This is a genomic window from Streptomyces sp. CBMA156, assembly GCF_014596515.1.
Lineage (GTDB): Bacteria > Actinomycetota > Actinomycetes > Streptomycetales > Streptomycetaceae > Kitasatospora.
The window spans coordinates 1-20780 of the sequence record NZ_MSJQ01000262.1; the positions used below are offsets into that span (position 1 = coordinate 1).

Consider the following 20780-nt stretch of genomic DNA (forward strand, 5'->3'; position numbering starts at 1 on the left):
GTGGCGGCCGCCCGGTCGGTGCGCCGCCGGGAGCTCTTCCGCACCGCCGCCGCGGACGTGCTCGGCCGGTTCGGCGAGGACCCGGCCGAGGCGCTGGACACCGCGGGGGAGGCGCTCACCGCGCTCAACGCCGCCACCCTGCGCGGCGCGCTGCGCGCCTGCGTCGCCGGGTGGGAGGCCGAGCACGGGGACCTGCCGACCCGGATCTCGGTGATCGCGATGGGCCGCTTCGGCGGCCACGAACTGGGCTACGGCTCTGACGCGGACGTGCTCTTCGTCCACGAGCCGCTGCTCGGCTCGCTGGCGGAGGAGGCTGCCAAGGCCGCCCAGGCGGTCTGCCACGAACTGCGCACCCAGCTGGGCGCGCCCTCCACCGAGCCGCCGCTGCTGGTCGACGCCGACCTGCGGCCGGAGGGGCGCAGCGGCCCGCTGGTGCGCACCCTCGCCTCGTACGCGGCGTACTACCGGCGCTGGTCGCACACCTGGGAGAGCCAGGCGCTGCTGCGGGCCGAGCCGGTGGCCGGGGACGAGGAGCTGGGCCTGCGGTTCCGGCAGCTGATCGACCCGCTGCGCTACCCGGGCGGCGGGGTGCCGGAGCGGGACCTGGTGGAGATCCGCCGGATCAAGGCGCGGATCGAGGCCGAGCGGCTGCCGCGCGGGGCCGATCCGACCACCCACACCAAGATCGGCCGGGGCGGGCTGGCGGACGTGGAGTGGACGGTGCAGCTGCTCCAGCTCCGGCACGGACACGAGCTGCCGGCCCTGCGCACCACCAGGACCAGGGCCGCGCTGGTGGCCGCCGTCGGGGCCGGGCTGGTGGAGCCGGAGGACGCCGAGGTGCTGGAGGCGGCCTGGGTGCTGGCCTCCCGGGTGCGGGCGGCGGTGATGCTGGTGCGCGGACGCCCCGGGGACAGCTTCCCGGGGGAGGCCAGGGAGCTGGCCGGGGTGGCCCGCTACCTCGGGTACGGCTCCGGGCACAGCGGTGAGCTGCTGGACGACTACCGGCGGACCACCCGGCGGGCCAGGGCGGTGGTGGACCGGCTGTTCTACGGCGTCGGCTGAACCGGCCCCGGACATGCGGAAGGGGCCCCACCGGGGCCCCTCCGAGATCTCGCGGGTCAGCGGCGCGCGGTGCTGACCGCGGGTTCGCTCCACTGCTCGGGGACGGTGATCGGCTGCTCGGCCGCCGTCTCCCTGGCGGGCACCCTGGGCAGTCGGTAGACCCACTCGTGGTACAGCCAGCGGGCGGCGCCGAAGCCCACGGCCAGGCAGAGTACGCCGCCGACGGCGTCCATCCAGAAGTGGTTGGCGGTGGAGACGATGACCACCAGGGTGGCGGCCGGGTACAGCAGGCCGAGCGCCCTGACCCACGTCCGGCGGGCCAGGAAGAAGATCGCCAGGCCGCACCAGAGCGACCAGCCGATGTGCATCGAGGGCATCGCCGCGTACTGGTTGGAGACGTGCGCGGCGGGGCCGGAGGCCATCGAGCCCCAGGTGCCGTGGACCTTCACGGTGTCGACGAAGCCGCCGTCGGTCATCAGCCGGGGCGGGGCCAGCGGGAAGAAGTAGAAGCCGACCAGGGCGATCCCGGTGGTGACGAACAGCACGGTGCGGGCCGCGACGTAGCGTCCGGGGTGGCGGCGGTAGAGCCAGACCAGCACGCCGATCGTGATGACGAAGTGCAGCGTCGCGTAGTAGTAGTTCATCCCCGTGATGAGCCAGCCGACGCTGTCCACGGCGTGGTTGACCGAGCGCTCGACGGCGATGCCGAGGTGCTGCTCCAGCTCCCAGATCCAGCGCGTGTGCTTCTGGGCTATCGCTTCCTGTTCGGGAACCGCGTTGCGCACGATCGAGTAGATCCAGTAGCTGATCCCGATCAGCGCGAGCTCGAACCAGATCCGCGGCCGGGCCGGCGACCTGCGCTGCGCGTGGATGCGGCCGCGCAGGGCGGCGGTACGGGACTGCGCGGCGCGGGTGGCTCCGTCGGGCAGGCGGCCGGGGACGGCCGTCACCGCTTCGGAACCGCCACCGCTGGCCGCGTCGGCGCGCCCGGCGCCGGCTCGCTGGATCTCGGTCGGTTCCCCCATGGGGGGCAAGTCTGCCAGACCACTCGTAGCCGTCTGCTCATCCTCTGGAAGTGGATTCTTCACCGGCTGTCCCCCTTGAGGGCTAGGGGCCGGCGCCCACCGGGGTAGGGGGTGCTCTGAGGTTCGGTGCGTACCGGTGGGGCGGACATACGTTCCATTGTCACGCTCGTCGCTCCGGGGGAGTAATCGGGGTGCCGGGAGACGGCCCGCCACCTGGAACGTCCGGGCACGTAATGCTTTCTGCATCTTGCTGAAACATATTGCAGGCCGCTAGCTTCCTGGGAAATCGATCGCCCCTTCCCCTAAGGGAGCCCTCAGTGGCCGATGTCCCGCTCCGCCCCCGACGGAGCACGTCCCGGCGAACCGCCGGCCGTCGCAGACCGCCGGGCCGCACGGCCGTGCTGCTGGCCGCCGCACTGACCGCCGCCACCCTCGGCGGCGCCCCCGCGGCCCTCGCCGCCGCCCCGCCGGCCCCGCCCTCGGACGCCGCCCTCGCGGCCACCGCGGGGCGGCACGACCTCACCCGCGAGCAGTTCTACTTCGTCCTGCCCGACCGCTTCGCCAACGGCGACGGGGCCAACGACACCGGCGGCATCACGGGAGGACGGCTGGAGAACGGCTTCGACCCCGCCGACCGGGGCTTCTACCACGGCGGCGACCTGGCCGGACTGATCCGGAAGCTCGACTACGTCCAGGACCTCGGCACCACCGCGATCTGGATGGCGCCGATCTTCAGGAACAAGCCGGTGCAGGGCAGCGGGGCCGAAGCCTCGGCCGGCTACCACGGCTACTGGATCACCGACTTCACCCAGGTCGACCCGCACTTCGGCACCAACGAGCAGCTCAAGGAGCTGATCGCCAAGGCGCACGCCCGCGGCATCAAGGTCTTCTTCGACGTCATCACCAACCACACCGCCGACGTCATCGACTACGCCGAGAAGCAGTACGGCTACCGCTCGGCCGGCGCCTACCCGACGCTCGACGCGGACGGGAACCCGGTGGACGAGACCGCCGTCGCCGACGCGGGCACCCCCTGGCCGAGGACCGGCAAGGACTCCTTCCCCTACACCCCGGTGTTCCGCAGCCCGGCCGACGCCGGGGCCAAGACCCCGTCCTGGCTCAACGACCCCGCGCTCTACCACAACCGGGGCGACTCGACCTTCGCCGGCGAGTCCGCCACCGAGGGCGACTTCAGCGGCCTGGACGACCTCGACACCCAGAACCCCAAGGTGGTGAAGGGCTTCGAGAAGGTCTACCAGCAGTGGGTCAGGGACGCCGGCGTGGACGGCTTCCGGATCGACACCGTCAAGCACGTCAACATGGCGTTCTGGCAGCAGTGGGCGCCCGCGCTCAAGGACTTCGCCGCCAAGCAGGGCAACAAGAAGTTCTTCATGTTCGGCGAGGTCTACTCCGGCGACCCGGCGGTCACCTCGCCGTACGTCACCAAGGGCAGGCTCCAGGCCACCCTGGACTTCCCGTTCCAGGGCGCGGCCCGCTCCTACGTCTCGCAGGGCGGCTCGGCGCGCAACCTCGCCGACGTCTACGCCCAGGACTACCGCTACACCGGCGCCGACACCGACGCGTACGAGCTGCCGACCTTCCTCGGCAACCACGACATGGGCCGCTTCGGCTCCTTCCTGCTCGCCGACAACCCGGGCGCCGACGAGGCGACCCTGCTGAGGAAGGACCGGCTCGGCACCGAGCTCCAGTTCCTCACCCGCGGCCAGCCCGTCGTCTACTACGGCGACGAGCAGGGCTTCACCGGCGCGGGCGGCGACAAGGAGGCCCGGCAGGACCTGTTCGCCTCGAAGACGGACTCGTACAACGCCGACCGGGTGCTCGGCGGCCCCTCGGGCCCGGCCGACCGGTACGGGCAGGGCGGCGAGCTCTACCAGGGCATCGCCGGACTGGCCAGGCTGCGCCGGGACAACCCGGCCCTGGCCGACGGCGCCCAGATCGAGCGGTACGCCGCCGACGGCGCGGGCGTGTACGCCTTCTCCCGGATCGACGCGGGGCAGCAGGTCGAGTACCTGGCGGCGGTCAACAACGCCACCGAGCCGAAGACCGTCACGCTGGACACCTTCTCGGCGGGGATGGGCTTCGACCGGATCTTCCCGGCTCCCGGCGAGCGGCTCACCAGCGGCGCCGACCGCAGGGTGACGGTCACCGTGCCGGCGATGTCCTCCGTGGTGTTCAAGGCCGGCGGCAGGCTCGCGGCCGCGAACGCCGCACCGCAGCTCTCGGTGCAGCCGCCGGCGGACGGCGCGACCGGCCTGGTCACGGTCGGTGCCAGGACGGACGGCGGCTTCAACCGGGTGAGCTTCGCCGCCCGGATCGGCAACGGGCCCTGGCAGACCCTGGGCACCGCCGACACCGGGAAGTACCTGGTCACCCAGGACCTCGGCGCCGTCGCCCCCGGCACGGTGGTGCGCTACAAGGCCGTCGTGCAGGACTCCGGCGGCCGGCTGCGCTCCGCCACCGCGAGCTTCACCACCGGCACCCCCGCGCCGAAGCCGGCACCCACCGCCGGCTCCCGCCCGTACGCCGTCGTCCACTACAACCGGCCGGACGGCGACTACGAGGGCTGGAACCTCTACGCCTGGGGCGACCTCGCCGACGGCGAGACCACCCCGTGGCCGGCCGGGCACGGCTTCACCGGGCGGGACGCGTACGGCGCCTTCGCGTACGTGCGGCTCAAGCCCGGCGCCTCGGACGTCGGCTTCGTCGTGGAGAAGGACGGCGTCAAGGACGTGGACGCCGACCGGCACCTCGACGTCGGCAGCACCGGCGAGGTGTGGCTCAGGCAGGGCGACCCGGCGGTGCGCACCGCGAACCCCGGCCCGCCCGACACCCAGCCCGCGGACACCGCCGTCATCCACTACAACCGGGCCGACGGCGACTACGACGGCTGGGGCCTGCACGACTGGACCGGCGCGGCCACCCCGACCGACTGGGGCAAGCCGCTGACGCCGGTGCGCCGCGACGCCTTCGGTGCCGTCTTCGAGGTGCCGCTGGCACCCGGCGCGACCAGCCTCGGCTACATCCTGCACAAGGGCAACGACAAGGACCTGCCCACCGACCAGTCGCTGGACCTCGCCGTCACCGGCAAGGAGGTCTGGATCCTCGGCGGCCGGGAGGGCTACCTGCTGCCGCAGAGCCCGGCCGCCTCCGCGCAGGTGGACCTCACCGGCGCCAGGGCCCAGTGGATCGACGCGAGGACCGTCGTCGTCCCGGCGAACTACGGCGCGGGCGACGACGCCCTGGCCGGCGGCACCAGCGCCCAGCTGGTGTACGACCCCGAGGGCGGCATCCGGGCCGACAAGGGCGCGCTGACCAAGCCCGGCACGTGGCTGCGGCTCACCCCGGCCAAGGGCGGGCTGACCGACGCCCAGAAGGCGAAGTACCCGCACCTGGCGGGCTACCGAGCCTTCACCGTGGACGCCAGGGACGCCGCCCGGGTGCCGGCCGCGCTGCGCGGCCAGCTGCTGTTCACCGAACACCTGCCCAGCGGCGCCGTCCTGGCCGCCACCGGGGTGCAGATCCCGGGTGTGCTGGACGACCTGTACGCCGGGCGGACCGCCAAGGCGGACTTCGGGCCGGCCTACTACCACGGCAAGGTGGCGCTCTCGCTGTGGGCGCCGACCGCGCAGGAGGTCTCCGTCCAGGTCTTCGACAGCGCCACCGGGGGCACCCCGAGGTCGCTGCCGCTGAAGCGCGACGACGAGACCGGGGTGTGGGAAGTCGTCCGCGACAAGCGCGAGTTGGACGGCAAGTACTACCTGTACCAGGTGAAGGTCTGGGCGCCCTCGACGCAGCAGTCGGTGGTCAACACCGTCACCGACCCGTACTCGGTGGCGCTGTCCACCGACTCCCGGCGGAGCCTGGTCGCGGACCTCGACGCCGGGGAGCTCAAGCCGGAGGGCTGGGACGACCACGCCCGCCCGAAGGCCGTCCCGCCCGCGCAGCAGCAGATCCAGGAACTGCACGTCCGGGACTTCTCCGTCGAGGACCCGACCGTCCCGGCCGCCGAGCGCGGCACCTACCTGGCGTTCACCGAGTCGGACTCGGCGGGCATGCGGCACCTCAGGGAGCTGGCCGAGGCCGGGGTGACCACCGTCCACCTGCTGCCGACCTTCGACATCGCCACCATCCGGGAGAACCCGGCGGACCGGAAGCTGCCCGCCTGCGACCTCGGGTCCCTCCCGAAGGACGGCCCGGCGCAGCAGGAGTGCGTGGCGGCGGTGGCCGCCGACGACGCGTACAACTGGGGCTACGACCCGCTGCACTACAACGTGCCGGAGGGCTCCTACGCCACCGACCCCGGCGGAGCGGCGCGGACCGTGCAGTTCCGGCAGATGGTGCAGGCGATGCACGCGGCCGGGCTGCGGGTGGTGCTGGACGTGGTCTACAACCACACCGCCGCCGGCGGCCAGGCCGAGCACTCGGTGCTGGACCGGGTGGTCCCCGGCTACTACCAGCGGCTGGACGCCAACGGCAAGGTGACGACGGACAGTTGCTGCGCCGACACCGCGCCCGAGCACGCCATGATGAACCGGCTGGTGGTCGACTCGGTGACGCTGTGGGCCCGTGAGTACAAGGTGGACGGCTTCCGCTTCGACCTGATGGGCCTGGACCCGAAGTCCACCATGCTGGACGTCCAGGCCGCGCTGCGGAAGATGACGCCGGACTCGGACGGCGTGGACGGGAAGAACGTCTTCCTCTACGGCGAGGGCTGGAACTTCGGCGCGGTCGCCGACAACGCCCGCTTCGAGCAGGCCACCCAGCAGAACATGGCCGGCACCGGCATCGCCACCTTCGACGACCGGATCAGGGACGCCGCCCGCGGCGGCAACTTCATGCTGGACTCCGCCCCGCAGCAGGGCTTCGCCTCGGGCCTGTACACCGACCCGAACGGCTCGGCCGCGAACGGCACCCCGGAGGAGCAGAAGGCCGGGCTGCTGCACCGGATGGACCAGGTGAAGGTCGGGCTGACCGGCAACCTGGCCGGCTACGCCTTCACCGACAGCGCGGGGAAGCCCGTCACCGGCGCCGGGGTCGACTACAACGGCGCCCCGACCGGGTACGCCGCCAAGCCCGGTGAGGCGGTGGAGTACGTGGACGCCCACGACAACACCGACCTCTTCGACGCGCTCGCCCACAAGCTGCCGACCGGCACCGCGCCCGCCGACCGGGCCCGGATGCAGGCGCTCGGGCTCTCGCTGACCGTGCTCACCCAGGGCGCGGGCTTCGCCCAGGCCGGCAGCGACCTGCTGCGCTCCAAGTCGCTGGACTCCAACTCCTACGACTCGGGGGACTGGTTCAACGCGATCCACTGGGACGCCTCGGCCGGCAACGGCTGGGGGCGCGGCCTGCCGCCGGCGAAGGACAACCAGTCGCAGTGGCCGGCCGCCGCGGCCCTGCTGGCGGACCCGCGGCTGACCGTCGGCGCGGCCGACATCGGCGCTGCCTCGGCGCAGTACCGGGAGTTCCTGCGGATCAAGCGGTCCTCCCCGCTGTTCTCGCTGCCCACCCTGGCCGCCGTCCAGCAGCGGCTCTCCTACCCGCTCTCCGGCACCGCCGGTGAGACGCCGGGGGTGATCACCCTGCACCTGGACGGCACCGGGCTGCCGGGGGCGGAGAAGGGCGTCACGGTGGTGTTCAACGCCACGCCCACGGCGCAGGCGCAGACCGTCCCGGCGCTGAAGGGCACCGGCCAGGCGCTGCACCCCGTCCAGGCGGGCGGGGCGGACCGGGTGGTGCAGCGGTCCGGCTTCGACGCCGCGACCGGGACCTTCACCGTGCCGGGCCGCACCGTGGCGGTGTTCGCCCAGCACTGATTCGTCCGGTACCGACTCGTCCGGCGCCGGTTCCCCCAGTGCCGATGCGTCCGGCACTGATTCGTACACCCTGACAACTCCCGGGCTCCGTACCACTGTTCAGTCGGTACGGGGCCCGGTCGCGGTCCGGCCGGGGTCGGTTCCGTTCCGGCCGGACAATGGCCGGAAAGCGTCAGTGGCACGGCCGGAACTGTGATGTGCCGGGCCCGCCGGGCGCTGTCGGCCACCCGCCGGTGCCGGCGGCGGCCCTGAGTGCTGGTCACCGACCTCCGGTGGTGATCGAACTTCACCCGGGGCATGAAAACCGTGTTCACGAGTTCGCCGTGGGGTAACACAACTGACGAACAGTCCTCCATACGGTTTCGGTAATGAATCGGCCAATCCGTGGCATGCATCTGTCATCAACGGCTGGTTTGCTGCCACGATTCCCCCGGCTGTAGACGAGGGGACCCCACCCCCCGGTGCAGCTGGTCCAGTTCAGGTGCAGCGCGTCCCGACCCTGCGAACGAGTTGTGAGCACCGCATCCGCACTCCCGTCGTACCCGGCGGGGGCCCCCACTGCGCCGCAACCCAGCGGCCCAGGTTTCTCTCCACCGTGCGCGACCCAGCGCCGGTCGGAAAAGGAGTCCGCATGTCCCGTTACGCTCACACCCGGAAGGCGGCGGTTGTCATGGCCGCCTCCACCGCGCTGCTGGTGACCGGCATACCGGTCATCGCCCAGGCGGCCACGCCGGACGCGCCGGCCGCCGTCGCGGCCCAGCAGGCGAACCGCGCCCAGCTGATCTCCGCGGCGAACCAGCAGACCGCCTCCCTCGCCCAGAGCCTGGGCCTGAGCGGCGAGGAGAAGCTGGTCACCAAGGACGTCATCCAGGACGCGGACGGCACCCGCCACCTGCGGTACGAGCGCACCCTCAACGGACTGCCCGTCCTGGGCGGGGACCTGGTGGTGCACCAGGCGCCCACCGGCGCGACCAAGAGCGTCGACCGGGCCAGCACCGCCTCGCTGAGCGGCGTCGGCACCACGCCGAAGCTGGCCGCGCCGGCCGCCCAGTCGGCCGCGCTCGCCGCCGAGCAGGGCACCGCGGTCGAGACCGCGCCGCGCCTGGTGGTCTGGGCCTCGGACAACAGCCCCCGGCTCGCCTGGGAGACCGTCGTCGCCTCCACCAAGGCCGACGGCACCCCGAGCAAGATGCACGTCGTCACCGACGCCACCAGCGGCCAGGTCATCCAGCAGTGGGACGGCATCGAGACCGGCTCCGGCAAGGGCGTCTTCGTCGGCAACGTCACCATCGGCACCACCCAGTCCGGGTCGACGTACCAGATGAAGGACGGCGCCCGCGGTGGGATGTACACCACCAACCTGAACCACGGGACCTCGGGTGCCGGGACGCTGTACAGCAAGTCCACCGACACCTGGGGCGACGGCACCGTCAGCAACGGCGAATCCGCCGCGGTCGACGCCCACTTCGGCGTCGCGGCCACCTGGGACTACTACAAGAACACCTTCGGCCGCAACGGCATCCGCAACGACGGGGTCGGCGCCTACAGCCGCGTCCACTACGGCAACAACTACGTGAACGCGTTCTGGGACGACTCCTGCTTCTGCATGACGTACGGCGACGGCTCCAACAACACCGCGCCGCTCACCGAACTGGACGTCGCGGGCCACGAGATGAGCCACGGCGTCACCTCGGCCACCGCCAACCTGACCTACTCCGGTGAGTCCGGCGGCCTCAACGAGGCCACCTCGGACATCTTCGGCACCATGGTCGAGTTCTCCGCCAACATCCCGACCGACAACCCCGACTACCTGATCGGCGAGTTGATCGACATCAACGGGAACGGCACCCCGTTGCGCTACATGGACAAGCCGTCCAAGGACGGGGCCTCGGCCGACTACTGGTCCTCCACCGTCGGCAACAAGGACGTCCACTACTCGTCCGGCGTCGCCAACCACTTCTTCTACCTGCTGTCCGAGGGCAGCGGCGCGAAGGTGATCAACGGCGTCAGCTACGACTCGCCGACCCAGGGCAACATCGCGGTCACCGGCATCGGCCGGGACAAGGCGGCGGCGATCTGGTACCGCGCGCTGACCACCTACATGACCTCCAACACCAACTACGCCGCGGCGCGCACCGCGACGGAGAAGGCGGCCACCGACCTGTACGGCGCCGGCAGCGCCGAGCTGGCCGCCGTCGGCACCGCCTGGGCGGGCGTCAACGTCGGCACCGCGCCCAACCCGGGCGGCGTCACCGTCACCAGCCCGGGCAACCAGTCCACCGCCGTCGGTGGCGCGGTCAACCTGGCGATCAAGGCCTCCGGTGGCACCGCCCCGCTGTCCTACACGGCCACCGGGCTGCCCACCGGCCTGTCGATCAACGCCTCCACCGGCGTGATCACCGGGGCCGCGAGCACCGCGGGCACCTACAACGTGACCGTCACGGCGAAGGACTCGGCCGGCAAGACCGGGACGACCAGCTTCACCTGGACCGTCTCCACCGGTGGCGGCGGCTGCACGCCGGCGCAGCTGCTGGGCAACGCGGGCTTCGAGTCGGGCACGGCCTCGCCGTGGACGGCCTCCAGCGGTGTGGTGGACAACAGCACCTCGCAGGCGGCGCACGGCGGTTCGTGGAAGGCGTGGATGAACGGCTACGGCTCCACGCACTCGGACTCGCTGTCGCAGACGGTGAGCATCCCGGCGGGCTGCAAGGCGACGCTGAGCTTCTGGCTGCACATCGACACCGCGGAGTCGGGCAGCACGGCGTACGACAAGCTGGCCGTGACGGTGAACGGCACCGCGCTGAAGACGTACTCCAACGTGGACGCCGCGGCCGGCTACCAGCAGCGGACCTTCGACCTGTCGGCCTACGCGGGCCAGACGGTCACCCTGAAGTTCGCCGGGACCGAGGACGCCTCGCTCCAGACCAGCTTCGTGATCGACGACACCTCCATCCAGACCGGCTGAGCCCGGGCCGGCTCCTGACGGGCCGGTGAACCAGGACAGGTGAGGGGCCCGGCGGCCACGGCTGCCGGGCCCTTGTCGTGCGGTCCGGCGGACCGTGGCGCGGAGAACGTGTCTCCCGGGGCGTGAGCGAGGTCTTGACGGCTCCTGCGGGCGCCTCTAGGTTCGGCGCTGCAAGTTTCCGGCAAGTTGCAGAAAATTCCTGCACACTTCGCCCTCCGGCTGCCCCACCCCAGCCACCCTCAGGAGACGACGTGGTCACCATCGCCCCCACCCGCCGGACCACCCCCACCCGCCGGCCCGCCCGTACGGCCGGCGCGCTCGCCGCCTCGGCGGCGCTCGCGCTCTCGCTCGGCACCTCCCTCGGTGCCCCCGCCGCCCAGGCCGCCCCACCCGCGAACAACGGCAAGGACGTCACCGCCACCCTCTTCGAGTGGCGCTTCGACTCCGTCGCCCAGGCCTGCACCTCCACCCTCGGCCCCAAGGGCTACGGCTTCGTCGAGGTCTCCCCGCCGCAGGAGCACATCCAGGGCCCGCAGTGGTGGACCTCCTACCAGCCGGTCGGCTACAGGATCGCCGGACGGCTCGGCGACCGCACGTCCTTCAAGAACATGGTCGCCACCTGCCACGCGGCCGGGGTCAAGGTGATCGCCGACGCGGTGGTCAACCACATGTCGGCGGGCTCCGGCACCGGCACCGGCGGCACCGCGTACACCAAGTACGCCTACCCGGGCACGTACCAGGACCAGGACTTCCACGGCTGCCGGCGGGCGATCGGCAACTACCAGGACCGGTCCGAGGTCCAGAACTGCGAACTGGTGAACCTCGCCGACCTTGACACCGGCAGCGCGTACGTCCGGACCACCATCGCGCACTACCTGGACGACCTCGCCTCGCTCGGCGTCGACGGCTACCGGATCGACGCCGCCAAGCACATCGCCGCCGCAGACCTCGCCGCGATCAAGGCCGCGATGGCCAACCCCGGGGCCTACTGGGTCCAGGAGGCCATCTACGGCGCCGGCGAGCCGGTCCAGCCCGGCGAGTACACCGGCACCGGCGACGTGGACGAGTTCCGGGTCGGCACCGACCTCAAGCGGGTGTTCACCACCGGCAAGCTCGCCGACCTCAGCGGCTGGGGTGCCTCCTGGGGCTACCTGCCGAGCGGCCAGGCGCGCAGCTTCGTCGACAACTGGGACACCGAGCGCAACGGCTCCACGCTCGACTACACCTACGGCAGCACCTACACCCTGGCCAACGTCTTCCTGCTGGCCTCGCCGTACGGCGCCCCCAACGTGTACTCCGGCTACGCCTTCACCAACAAGGACGACGGCCCGCCCAACGGCGGCACCGTCAAGGCCTGCTACCAGGACGGGTGGAACTGCACCCACGCCTGGCGGCAGGTCGCCAACATGGTCGGCTTCCGCAACGCGGTGGCGGGCAGCGGGGTCACCGACTGGTGGTCCGACGGCGCCGACGCGATCGCCTTCGGCCGGGGCAACAAGGGCTACGTCGCGATCAACCGCGGGAGCGGCGCGATCACCCGGGCCTTCCAGACCGGGCTGCCGGCCGGCTCCTACTGCGACGTCCAGCACGGCGACCCGCAGCCGGGCGGCGGCTGCACCGGCCCGACGTACCAGGTCGGCGCCAACGGGCAGTTCACCGCGACGGTGGGCGCGGGCGACGCGGTCGCGCTGTACGTCCAGGGCGGCGCGAGCGTCTCCGGAGCCTCGTTCAACGTCAACGCCGCCACCTCGTACGGACAGAACCTCTTCGTGGCCGGCGACGTCGCGGCGCTCGGCGGCTGGGACCCGGCGAAGGCGCTGCCGCTCTCCCCGGCCGGCTACCCGGTCTGGTCGCTGGCGCTCTCGCTGCCGGCCGGCACGTCCTTCCAGTACAAGTACGTCCGCAAGGACGCGAGCGGCGCGGTGACCTGGGAGTCGGGCGCCAACCGGACGGCGACGGTGCCCTCGGGCGGGACGGTCACGCTGAACGACACCTGGCGGGCGTAGCCCCGGCGCTTCGCGGGGGCCCCGGCCGACAGGTGCCGGCCGGGGCCCCGTGTGTGGCGCGGCCGCCGGCTACCCCCGGCCGACGTACGGCATGGCCGTCGCCATCACGGTGGCGAACTGCACGTTGGCCTCCAGCGGCAGCCCGGCCATGTGGCGCACGGTGCGCGCCACGTCGGCCACGTCCATGGTCGGCTCGGGGGCGATCCGGCCGTCCGCCTGCCGGACGCCCGCGCTCATCGCCGCCGTCATGTCGGTCGCCGCGTTGCCGATGTCGATCTGCCCGCAGGCGATCCGGTACGGGCGGCCGTCCAGCGACAGCGACCTGGTCAGGCCGGTGACGGCGTGCTTGGTCGCGGTGTAGGCGATCGAGTGCGGGCGCGGGACGTGCGCCGAGACCGAACCGTTGTTGATGATCCGGCCGCCCTGCGGCTCCTGTGCCCGCATCTGCCGGAACGCGGCCCGGGCGCAGAGGAAGGCGCCGGTCAGGTTGAGGTCGACCACGGCCCGCCAGTCCTCGACGGCCAGCTCCTCCACCGGGACGGCCGGGCCGAAGGTGCCGGCGTTGTTGAACAGCAGGTCCACCCGGCCGTGGCGCCCGGCGGCCGCGGCGAACAGCGCGTCCACCGCGTCCGGGTCGGTGACGTCGGTCGGCACCGCGTCGGCCGGGGCGGCGCAGAGCCGGGCGGTCTCGTGCAGCGGTCCCGGCCGTCGGCCGGCCAGCACCGTCCGCCAGCCGGCCGCGGCGAGTTCGACCGCCACGGCCCGGCCGATGCCGCTCCCGGCTCCGGTGACGACGGCGATCCGCTGGTTCATGGCGTCCTCCTCGATGGCTGTTCCCGGTTGTCCCGGGAGCGATCGTTCCGGATCCGCGGGCCGCCGTCACCGGCCGGACCGCCCGGAAGCCGGAGGGCCGGGCGGCGGGCGCCGATCCGGGTGCCGACCGTGGCCCCCGCCGATCGGCCCCCGCCGTCCGGGGGGAGTGGTGGAGGCCTTTACCTGATCGCGAACAAACATTGGATTTCCGGTGGCCACCGCGCAACCGGCCCGCCCCGGCCCACGTCATAAGATCGCAGGAAGGCGCACCCCCGCGAGGGGCGGCGCGCCGCACCCCGGGGGACGCACCAGCGCCGTGCCCCCGGCATGTCCGGCCCCACCGGGGGGCCGCCGCCCGGCCAGACGGACCGGGCGCGACATCGGTCGGAGAGTCCTCACCGTGCTTAGGCAGTCGTCCCGTTCCCGTGCCGTCCTGTCCGGTGCCGCCGTGCTCGCCCTGGCCGCCTCGCTCGCGGCCTGCGGGAGTTCCGGCGGAGAGAAGGGGGACAGCGCCAAGGCGAACGCCACCGCGGCCGGGACCGGCAGCTCCTCGGGCAGCCCGAGCGCCACCGGCACCACCCCGTCCGCGGCCGCCAGTACGCCCCCGGCCGCCACCGGCAAGGTGCTGATGCCGACCGGGCCCGCGGCCAACCTCACCAAGTCCAGGGACACCGGCGCCGGCCCGATCCTGATGACCAAGGTGACCGGAGCCAAGTCCGGCGTCACCGGCCAGGTCTGGGTCTGGCTGCCGCCCGAGTACAACGACCCCAAGTTCGCCAAGACCGGCTTCCCGGTGCTCACCCTCTTCGCGGGCGGCCAGAGCAACGGCTACAACACCTGGACCGACAACCAGCTGCCGATCCAGGAGGAGAACGAGCGGCTGGTCAAGGAGGGCAAGGCCCACCCGTTCATCATGGTGATGCCGGTGCAGAACTTCACCAGCGACGAGAAGAACGCGCTGGACTGCTCCGACATCCCGGGCCAGCCCAAGATGGGCACCTGGATGGCCGAGGACATCCCGGACTTCGTCCGCGCCAACTTCCGCACCGTGAAGGGCCGCGACGGCTGGGGCGTGATGGGCGCCTCCACCGGCGGCTTCTGCAGCGCGAAGCTCGCCCTCCAGTACCCCCAGGTCTACAAGGCCGCGGTGCCGATCGACGGCTACTTCGCCCCGGACTCGCTGCTGTGGAAGGGCCACGACGCGGAGAAGGCCGCCAACAGCCCCGAGACGCTGGTCGCCCAGGGCAAGGCCGACGTGAGCATGCTGGTCACCGCGGGCGGCGCCAACCCGTACGAGACCAAGCTGGTCAAGGCCTGGGTGGGCAAGGCGGTCCCGCCGCTGAGCCTCGAGTACCACGAGCAGGCCGGCGGCAAGCACCTGACCTCGGACTTCAAGAAGATGATCCCGGACACCCTGGTGTGGCTCACCGCCCACCTCGCGGGACCGGCGGCCGACTGAGGCCCCTGCCCGCACCCGTACCGCCGGTGCCGGAGGCGCGTTCGCGCTCCCGGTGCCGGCGGTCTCGTTTTCCGGGGGCTCCGGGGGCTCCTCGGGATCTCCGGGCGCTCCTTCGGCGTCTTCGGGTGTCCCTCGGCGTTCCTCCGACGTTCCTCCGGCGCCGCGCCGCCGTCCGTCCGCAGGGCCGTGACCTGCGCGTCAATCGGACATTGATTCGCTTCTGATCGACTGCGAGCACCTTGGCTGGGGCGGTCCTCGACCGGCCGCCGCCACCCGCCGTGCCCCAAGCCGTGAAGAGAGTGCCATGCCGATCCACCTGGTGCCCCAGCCCGCCCCCACCGTGCCCGTCCAGGACCACTCCGGAGCCGACTCCCTGGGCGCGGACGCCTACGGCCTGGCCCCGGACGACGAGCCGGTCACCCTGCGGTTCTCCGGGCTGCGCCTGGTGTACGCCGCGCTGCGGCGGGACCTCGCCCGGCTGCCCAACGCGCTGCGGCTGCTCCAGCCCGACGAGGACGACAAGGGCGAGGCGCTGCTGCGGCACTGGAACTTCATGACCGCGATGCTCACCTGCCACCACGAGCAGCAGGACACCAGGCTCTGGCCGATCGTGCGCCGCTTCGCCCCCGAGCTGAGGCTGCTGCTCAACTGGCTGGAGGACGACCACCACAACCTGGACCACTCCTTCACCCGGGTCACCACCCTGGTGCGGATCGCCAGCCGGGACGCCGGCAGCGCCTGGCCGGTGGCGTACGCGGTGGAGGACCTGTCGGCCCGGCTGGAGACCCACCTGCGGATCGAGGAGCGGCAGTTGCTGCCCCGGATGGAGCGGGTCGTCGCCGAGGGCTCCCGGCTCGGCGGGCTGGGCGAGCTGCTGGACCTGCTGCGGCTGGCCGACGGCCCCGGCATGGCGGACGCGCTGGCCTGGCTGCTGGAGGGCGTGGAGCCCGCGCTGGTCGAGCGGCTGCTGGCCGAGTGCGACGACGACGTGGCCCGCAACTGGCCGCACTGGCACGCGACCTACCAGCGCTGCACCGCGCCGCTGTGGGGGCCGGCGGACGCTCAGGCCGGCCGGGCCGGCCGTGGCTTCGACGGTCTGGGGAGCGTCGCCGACTGACGTCGGGGCGCTTTCACGGCCCGTTGGTCTACGCGCGTGGCATGAGTCGGGCGGACAAGTCTCCGGCAGCTGCCGGACTTTCCTCGGCGTGCCGGTCGATCGCTCAACTCCCCATGCCCCCTAGGGGATTCGACCCATCGCTCTCGGGGTCGGGCGGCCCCGGCGGCTTCGGGCCGTACCAGGGAAGGCGTCAGGCCGACGGCTGATGGCGGGCCGGACGCACCCCACTACCGTCGACGGCATGACCACAGCGAGCAGGACCCCCAACCCGCACCGCACCCGCCTGCGGACCCGCTTCCGGCGCGGACCGGCGCTTCTCGCCGCCGGCGCCGTCCTGGTGCTCGGTGCCGGACTGACCGCCTGCGAGGGCGGCGTGGCGCTCTGCCTGGACGACCACAAGTGCACCGTCGGCATCAAGACCGACGGCGCCGACGCCTCCAAGACCGTCAAGATCTTCGGCGGCGACAACCCGATGAAGCTGACCATGAGCCACATCACGGACACCTCGGCCGAGGTGGCCATCGGCGAGGACAGGAAGACCGTCACCAAGGACTCGCAGACCTCCGTGGGCAACGTCAAGGTCACCCTGCGCAAGGCGGACAAGGGCGACCACTACGCCGAAGTGCACGTCGAGCGGGACTGACTGCCGGAGCGCCCGCGCAACGTTCCCCGGCACCGGTGGAACGTCTCCCGGCACTGACGCCGGCGTTCCGCGCCACTGACCGAAACACGCCGTGTCACCGGCCGATGCGTGCCGCGGCGCCGACGAGGCGGCCCGGTACCGGCAAGGTGTCCGGGTACCGACGAGTCGTCCAGGCACCGGCGAAGCGCTCCCCGGCGCCTACTCCGGCAGGCGGTTGAGCCACTCCAGCGGGGCGACCCGGATCGCCGTGTGCGGCGAACCGTCCCACTCCGCCGGGAGCCCCACCGCCGCCAGCGCGGCGACCACGGCCCGCCCGACCTCCACCGTCCGCCGCTCGGAGACCTCGGCCGTCTCCTCCCCGGTCCGGAACCCGCCGTAGCGCAGCATCAACCCCCGCCCGGCGGCGGCCGCCTCGGTGTCCTGCTGGTGGAAGAAGACGAAGCCGGTCGAGTCCTCCCCGGCCTCGCCGCCGATCTCCGCGTAGCCGCAGCTCGTGCAGCAGGTGAAGTCCATCGCCGCGACGATGCCCTCGTCCTCCAGCGCGTCGAAGGCGTCCGCCAGCCTGTCCACGTCGGTGGTCTCCGGCCAGGCCGCCTGCTCGGCCAGCCGCTCGGTCCACAGCGGAGCGACGATCCGCTCCGCCTCCTCCTCGGTGAGCCCCTGGTCGTCGAGGACCTCGACCAGGGACTCGGCTATCTCGTCCGGCTCCTGGAAACCGCACCGGATCAACTCGCGGGCCTGCTCCTGGGCTTCGCGCAGCACGTCGGGGGTCAGAGCCGTCTCCTCGGTCATGCCCGCATCCTCGCACCCGCCACTGACACTGCCCTCCGTGAGCCGGAGCCGTGAGCCGGAGCCGTGAGCCGGAGCCCTGGGTCGGGGCCCAGGGCCGGGGCCGGGCTTCCCGGTGCTACCGTCCGCCGGTGACTTCTCTGCTGCAACCGCCACTGATCACCCGGCTGCTGGCTGCCGAGCGGATCCTCGTCGCCGGTGCCGGCGGCGGCTTCGACGTGTACGCCGGGCTGCCGATCGCCCTCGCCCTGCGGGCCGCGGGCAAGGAGGTGCACCTGGCGAACCTCTCCTTCACCCACCTCTACGGCCTGCCCCTCGACGTCTGGGCGGACCCCGACGTGGCCCGGATCGAACCGGACACCGCCGCCCCCGAGGGCTACTTCCCCGAGCGCACCCTGGCCCGCTGGCTGCACCGGCACGGGATGCCCGACACCGTCTGGGCCTTCCCCTCGGTCGGCGTGCAGCCGCTGCGCGAGGCCTACCGCGCACTGGTCGCCCGTCTGGGCGTGGACGCGATCCTGCTGGTGGACGGCGGCACCGACATCCTGATGCGCGGCGACGAGGCCGGACTCGGCACCCCCGAGGAGGACATGGCGAGCCTGGCCGCGGTGGCCGGCCTGGCCGAGGTGCCCGAGCGGCTGGTCGCCTGCCTGGGCTTCGGCATCGACGCCCACCACGGCGTCAACCACTCCCTGGTGCTGGAGAACCTCGCCGCGATCGACCGGGCCGGCGGCTACCTCGGCGCCTTCTCCATCCCGCGCGACAGCCGGGAGGGCATGCTCTACCTGGACGCCGTCGAGCATGCCAGGGCCGCGTTCCCCGAGCACCCCAGTATCGTCAACGGCTCGGTGGCGGCGGCACTGCGCGGCGAGTTCGGCGACGTCCGGTTCACCGAGCGGACGAAGGACGAGCAGCTCTTCATCAATCCCCTGATGACGCTCTACTTCGGCGTCACGGTCGGGGCGCTCGCCGCCGAGAACCGGTACCTGGACCGGCTTGAGCACACCGTGGTGACCCGTCAGATCGCCACCGGCATCGCGGAGTTCCAGGACGAGCTGCCCCGGCAGCGGATGCCCCGGCAGTTCCCGCACTGACCGGGGGTGCGTGGGCGCCCGAAGGGGCCCGCGCGGCGGGCGGCGGCCGGGTCAGAACGCGGCGAGCCGGAACTCCAGGTTGCCGAACCGCACCTGGTCGCCCGGCTGGACCCGGACGCCGCCCGCTATCCGGCGCCCGTTCACGTGCGTCCCGTTGGTCGAGCCGAGGTCGTACAGCATCCAGCCGCCCGCCTCGTGCCGCAGTTCGGCGTGGTGCCGGGACACCGAGGCGTCGTGCAGCCGCAGTCCGGAGCCGGGGAGCCGGCCGATCGTCAGCTGCCCGCTCCCGGCCCCGGCCTGCGGCAGGTTCAGCCCCGGCAGCCGCTCGGTGCGCCAGGCCCGGCCCAGCCGGTCGCCGAAGGCGGAGACCCGGCCGACCGTGCGCAGCACGAAGCGCTCGACCGGCCCGCCGGTCGGCAGCCCGGCCACCGCCGCGTCCAACTCGCCGCGGCTGGTGGCGTGCAGGACGACGTCCATCCGGCCGAGGAAGGTGTCGTGCGAGAGCCGCCCGCTGCCCGCGCCGTCCCGGAGCATCCCGAGCGCCTGGTCCCGTTCGGCGTCGGAGGGCCGGACCGCGCCGGCTGGCCGGGCCGCGCCGGTGGGGAGCTCAGGAGGCGTCATGGCCAAATTGTCGGCGCGGCCGACTCCGGCTGTCCAGATCACGCCGTGCGCGGGCGCGGGATTCGTACGTCACGGCAGTCCAGACGCCCCGTCCCGGTGGCCGGTTCCGCGCGTCCCGGCCGGTCGCCCTCGCCCGCCCCGGGCTGCCGTACGGGCCGTCAGGCCTTGCGGGCGGCGGCCAGGATCTTCTCCGTGGTGTGCAGGAACCGGGAGGTGACCGCGCCCCGGTAGGCCTTGCCGAACATCTCCTTGGTGACCCACTTGCCGTCCTGGAGGTGGACCACGACGTACGCTGCCCCGGGGTCGGCGCCGACCACCTCGACGTCGCCCTTCGGCGAGCGGTGGGGGAGGGTGAGTTCGGCAGGCAGCGGCTCGGACAGGAAGGCGACGACCAGCCGGACGTCCGGCGTCACCTCGACGCCGCGGAACGGTTCGGCGGCGAGCAGGCCGGCCACCTCGTCCAGGGTGCGCAGCAGCGCCGGCACCGGGTACCCGAGCGACTTCTCCAGGTGCTCCTCGATCCGCCGGGTCAGGGCCGCGCGGTCGGGCTCGTCGGTGGTGAAGAAGACGTTGCCGGTCTGGATGTAGGAGCGGACGTTCTCCAGCCCGAGTTCGGCGAAGAGTGCCCGCAGCCGCTCCATCCTCACCGTCCGGCCGCCGACGTTGACGGCCCGCAGGAAGGCGATGTACGTGGTCGTGGTGGTCACCCCGCCAGTGTGGCACCGGCCGCCGACAACGGCCCGGCTGCGGCTGTCCGGTCCTGCCGCGGCTGTCCGTCCGGTTGTGGGTCGCGGCCACGGCCGTCCCGCCCGTCCGGTCGTCCGCGCCCGGCGGTTGTCAGTACCGGGTGCCAGACTGGCGGCATGGCTACCTGGCAGGATTTCGAACAGCAGGCCCCCGAGCTGGCGCCCCTGGTCCGGGCCCGGTTCGAGGCGAACAAGCACCACGTCCTGGCGACGCTGCGCAAGGACGGTGCGCCCCGGGTGAGCGGGACGGAGGTCGACTTCGTCGGCGCCGACCTGTGGATCGGGTCGATGTACGGCGCGGTCAAGGCGCGTGACCTCCAGCGCGACGCCCGCTACGCCCTGCACGCGCACCCCGGGGACGAGACCATGGCCGGCGGGGACTCGAAGGTCTCCGGCCGGGCGGTGGAGATCACCGACGAGACCGAACTCGCCGCGTTCGCCGCCGATCTGCCCGAGCCGCCGCCCACCCCGTTCCACGCCTTCCGGCTGGAGCTCGACCAGGTGGTGCACACCGCCCTGGAGGGCGACCACCTGATCGTCCACAACTGGCACCCGGGCCGGCCGGTGGAGAGGATCCAGCTCCACTGACCGGCCGGGTGCGGA

At 72.7% G+C, this 20780-nt stretch carries 13 protein-coding genes and 1 pseudogene; 9 read left to right on the plus strand and 5 right to left on the minus strand.

The window, feature by feature from the left end; all coding sequences use genetic code 11:
- Positions 1-1062 (plus strand): annotated as a pseudogene (locus BU198_RS21885) (bifunctional glutamine-synthetase adenylyltransferase/deadenyltransferase); the annotation flags it as partial.
- 56 nt (positions 1063-1118) lie between these two features.
- On the opposite strand, the gene BU198_RS21890 reads toward BU198_RS21885, so the two are convergent.
- The gene (locus BU198_RS21890; protein ID WP_188298562.1) at positions 1119-2087 is read right to left on the minus strand and encodes a phosphatase PAP2 family protein; all 969 of its coding nucleotides are present in this window, start codon (positions 2085-2087) and stop codon (positions 1119-1121) included.
- A 317-nt stretch (positions 2088-2404) separates the two neighbouring features.
- On the opposite strand from BU198_RS21890, the gene pulA reads away from it, so the two are divergent.
- The 3 genes from pulA (at position 2405) to BU198_RS21905 (ending at position 12895) form a co-directional block, all read left to right on the plus strand.
- The gene (pulA, locus tag BU198_RS21895) at positions 2405-7924 is read left to right on the plus strand and encodes a pullulanase-type alpha-1,6-glucosidase (protein WP_188298563.1); all 5520 of its coding nucleotides are present in this window, start codon (positions 2405-2407) and stop codon (positions 7922-7924) included.
- A 631-nt stretch (positions 7925-8555) separates the two neighbouring features.
- The gene (locus BU198_RS21900) at positions 8556-10889 is read left to right on the plus strand and encodes a M4 family metallopeptidase (protein WP_188298564.1); all 2334 of its coding nucleotides are present in this window, start codon (positions 8556-8558) and stop codon (positions 10887-10889) included.
- A 260-nt stretch (positions 10890-11149) separates the two neighbouring features.
- On the plus strand, positions 11150-12895 hold the full coding sequence (locus BU198_RS21905; protein ID WP_188298594.1) for a carbohydrate-binding module family 20 domain-containing protein: 1746 nt from the start codon (positions 11150-11152) through the stop codon (positions 12893-12895).
- A gap of 69 nt (positions 12896-12964) precedes the next feature.
- On the opposite strand, the gene BU198_RS21910 is transcribed toward BU198_RS21905, so the two are convergent.
- Positions 12965-13708, minus strand: coding sequence for an SDR family oxidoreductase (locus tag BU198_RS21910; protein ID WP_188298565.1), 744 nt, complete (start codon positions 13706-13708; stop codon positions 12965-12967).
- 400 nt (positions 13709-14108) lie between these two features.
- Here BU198_RS21910 and BU198_RS21915 point away from each other — a divergent pair, with 400 nt between their 5' ends.
- From BU198_RS21915 to BU198_RS21925, 3 genes are all read left to right on the plus strand, one after another.
- On the plus strand, positions 14109-15167 hold the full coding sequence (locus tag BU198_RS21915) for an alpha/beta hydrolase (protein WP_317620253.1): 1059 nt from the start codon (positions 14109-14111) through the stop codon (positions 15165-15167).
- Between the two features lie 304 nt (positions 15168-15471).
- Positions 15472-16284 carry a hemerythrin domain-containing protein gene (locus tag BU198_RS21920; protein WP_188298566.1) on the plus strand — a complete coding sequence of 271 codons (813 nt, stop codon included), beginning with the start codon at positions 15472-15474 and terminating at the stop codon, positions 16282-16284.
- Between the two features lie 241 nt (positions 16285-16525).
- Positions 16526-16927: a hypothetical protein gene (locus BU198_RS21925; protein ID WP_188298567.1), complete on the plus strand. Its 402-nt coding sequence runs from the start codon at positions 16526-16528 to the stop codon at positions 16925-16927.
- A gap of 198 nt (positions 16928-17125) precedes the next feature.
- Here the strand turns inward: BU198_RS21925 and BU198_RS21930 are convergent, their stop codons facing one another.
- Positions 17126-17719, minus strand: a complete 594-nt coding sequence (locus tag BU198_RS21930; RefSeq protein WP_188298568.1) for a DUF6891 domain-containing protein — start codon at positions 17717-17719, stop codon at positions 17126-17128.
- Between the two features lie 128 nt (positions 17720-17847).
- On the opposite strand from BU198_RS21930, the gene BU198_RS21935 reads away from it, so the two are divergent.
- Positions 17848-18810, plus strand: coding sequence for a DUF1152 domain-containing protein (locus BU198_RS21935; protein WP_188298569.1), 963 nt, complete (start codon positions 17848-17850; stop codon positions 18808-18810).
- Between the two features lie 51 nt (positions 18811-18861).
- Here the strand turns inward: BU198_RS21935 and BU198_RS21940 are convergent, their stop codons facing one another.
- Entirely contained in the window at positions 18862-19431 is a 570-nt protein-coding gene (locus BU198_RS21940) for a DUF1707 and FHA domain-containing protein (protein ID WP_188298570.1), read from the minus strand.
- Between the two features lie 158 nt (positions 19432-19589).
- A complete protein-coding gene (locus tag BU198_RS21945; RefSeq protein ID WP_188298571.1) occupies positions 19590-20138 on the minus strand; it encodes a DUF1697 domain-containing protein in 549 nt (182 codons plus the stop codon).
- A gap of 156 nt (positions 20139-20294) precedes the next feature.
- Between BU198_RS21945 and BU198_RS21950 the strand changes: the two genes are divergently transcribed.
- Positions 20295-20765: a pyridoxamine 5'-phosphate oxidase family protein gene (locus BU198_RS21950; protein WP_188298572.1), complete on the plus strand. Its 471-nt coding sequence runs from the start codon at positions 20295-20297 to the stop codon at positions 20763-20765.
- Positions 20766-20780 lie beyond the last annotated feature (15 nt).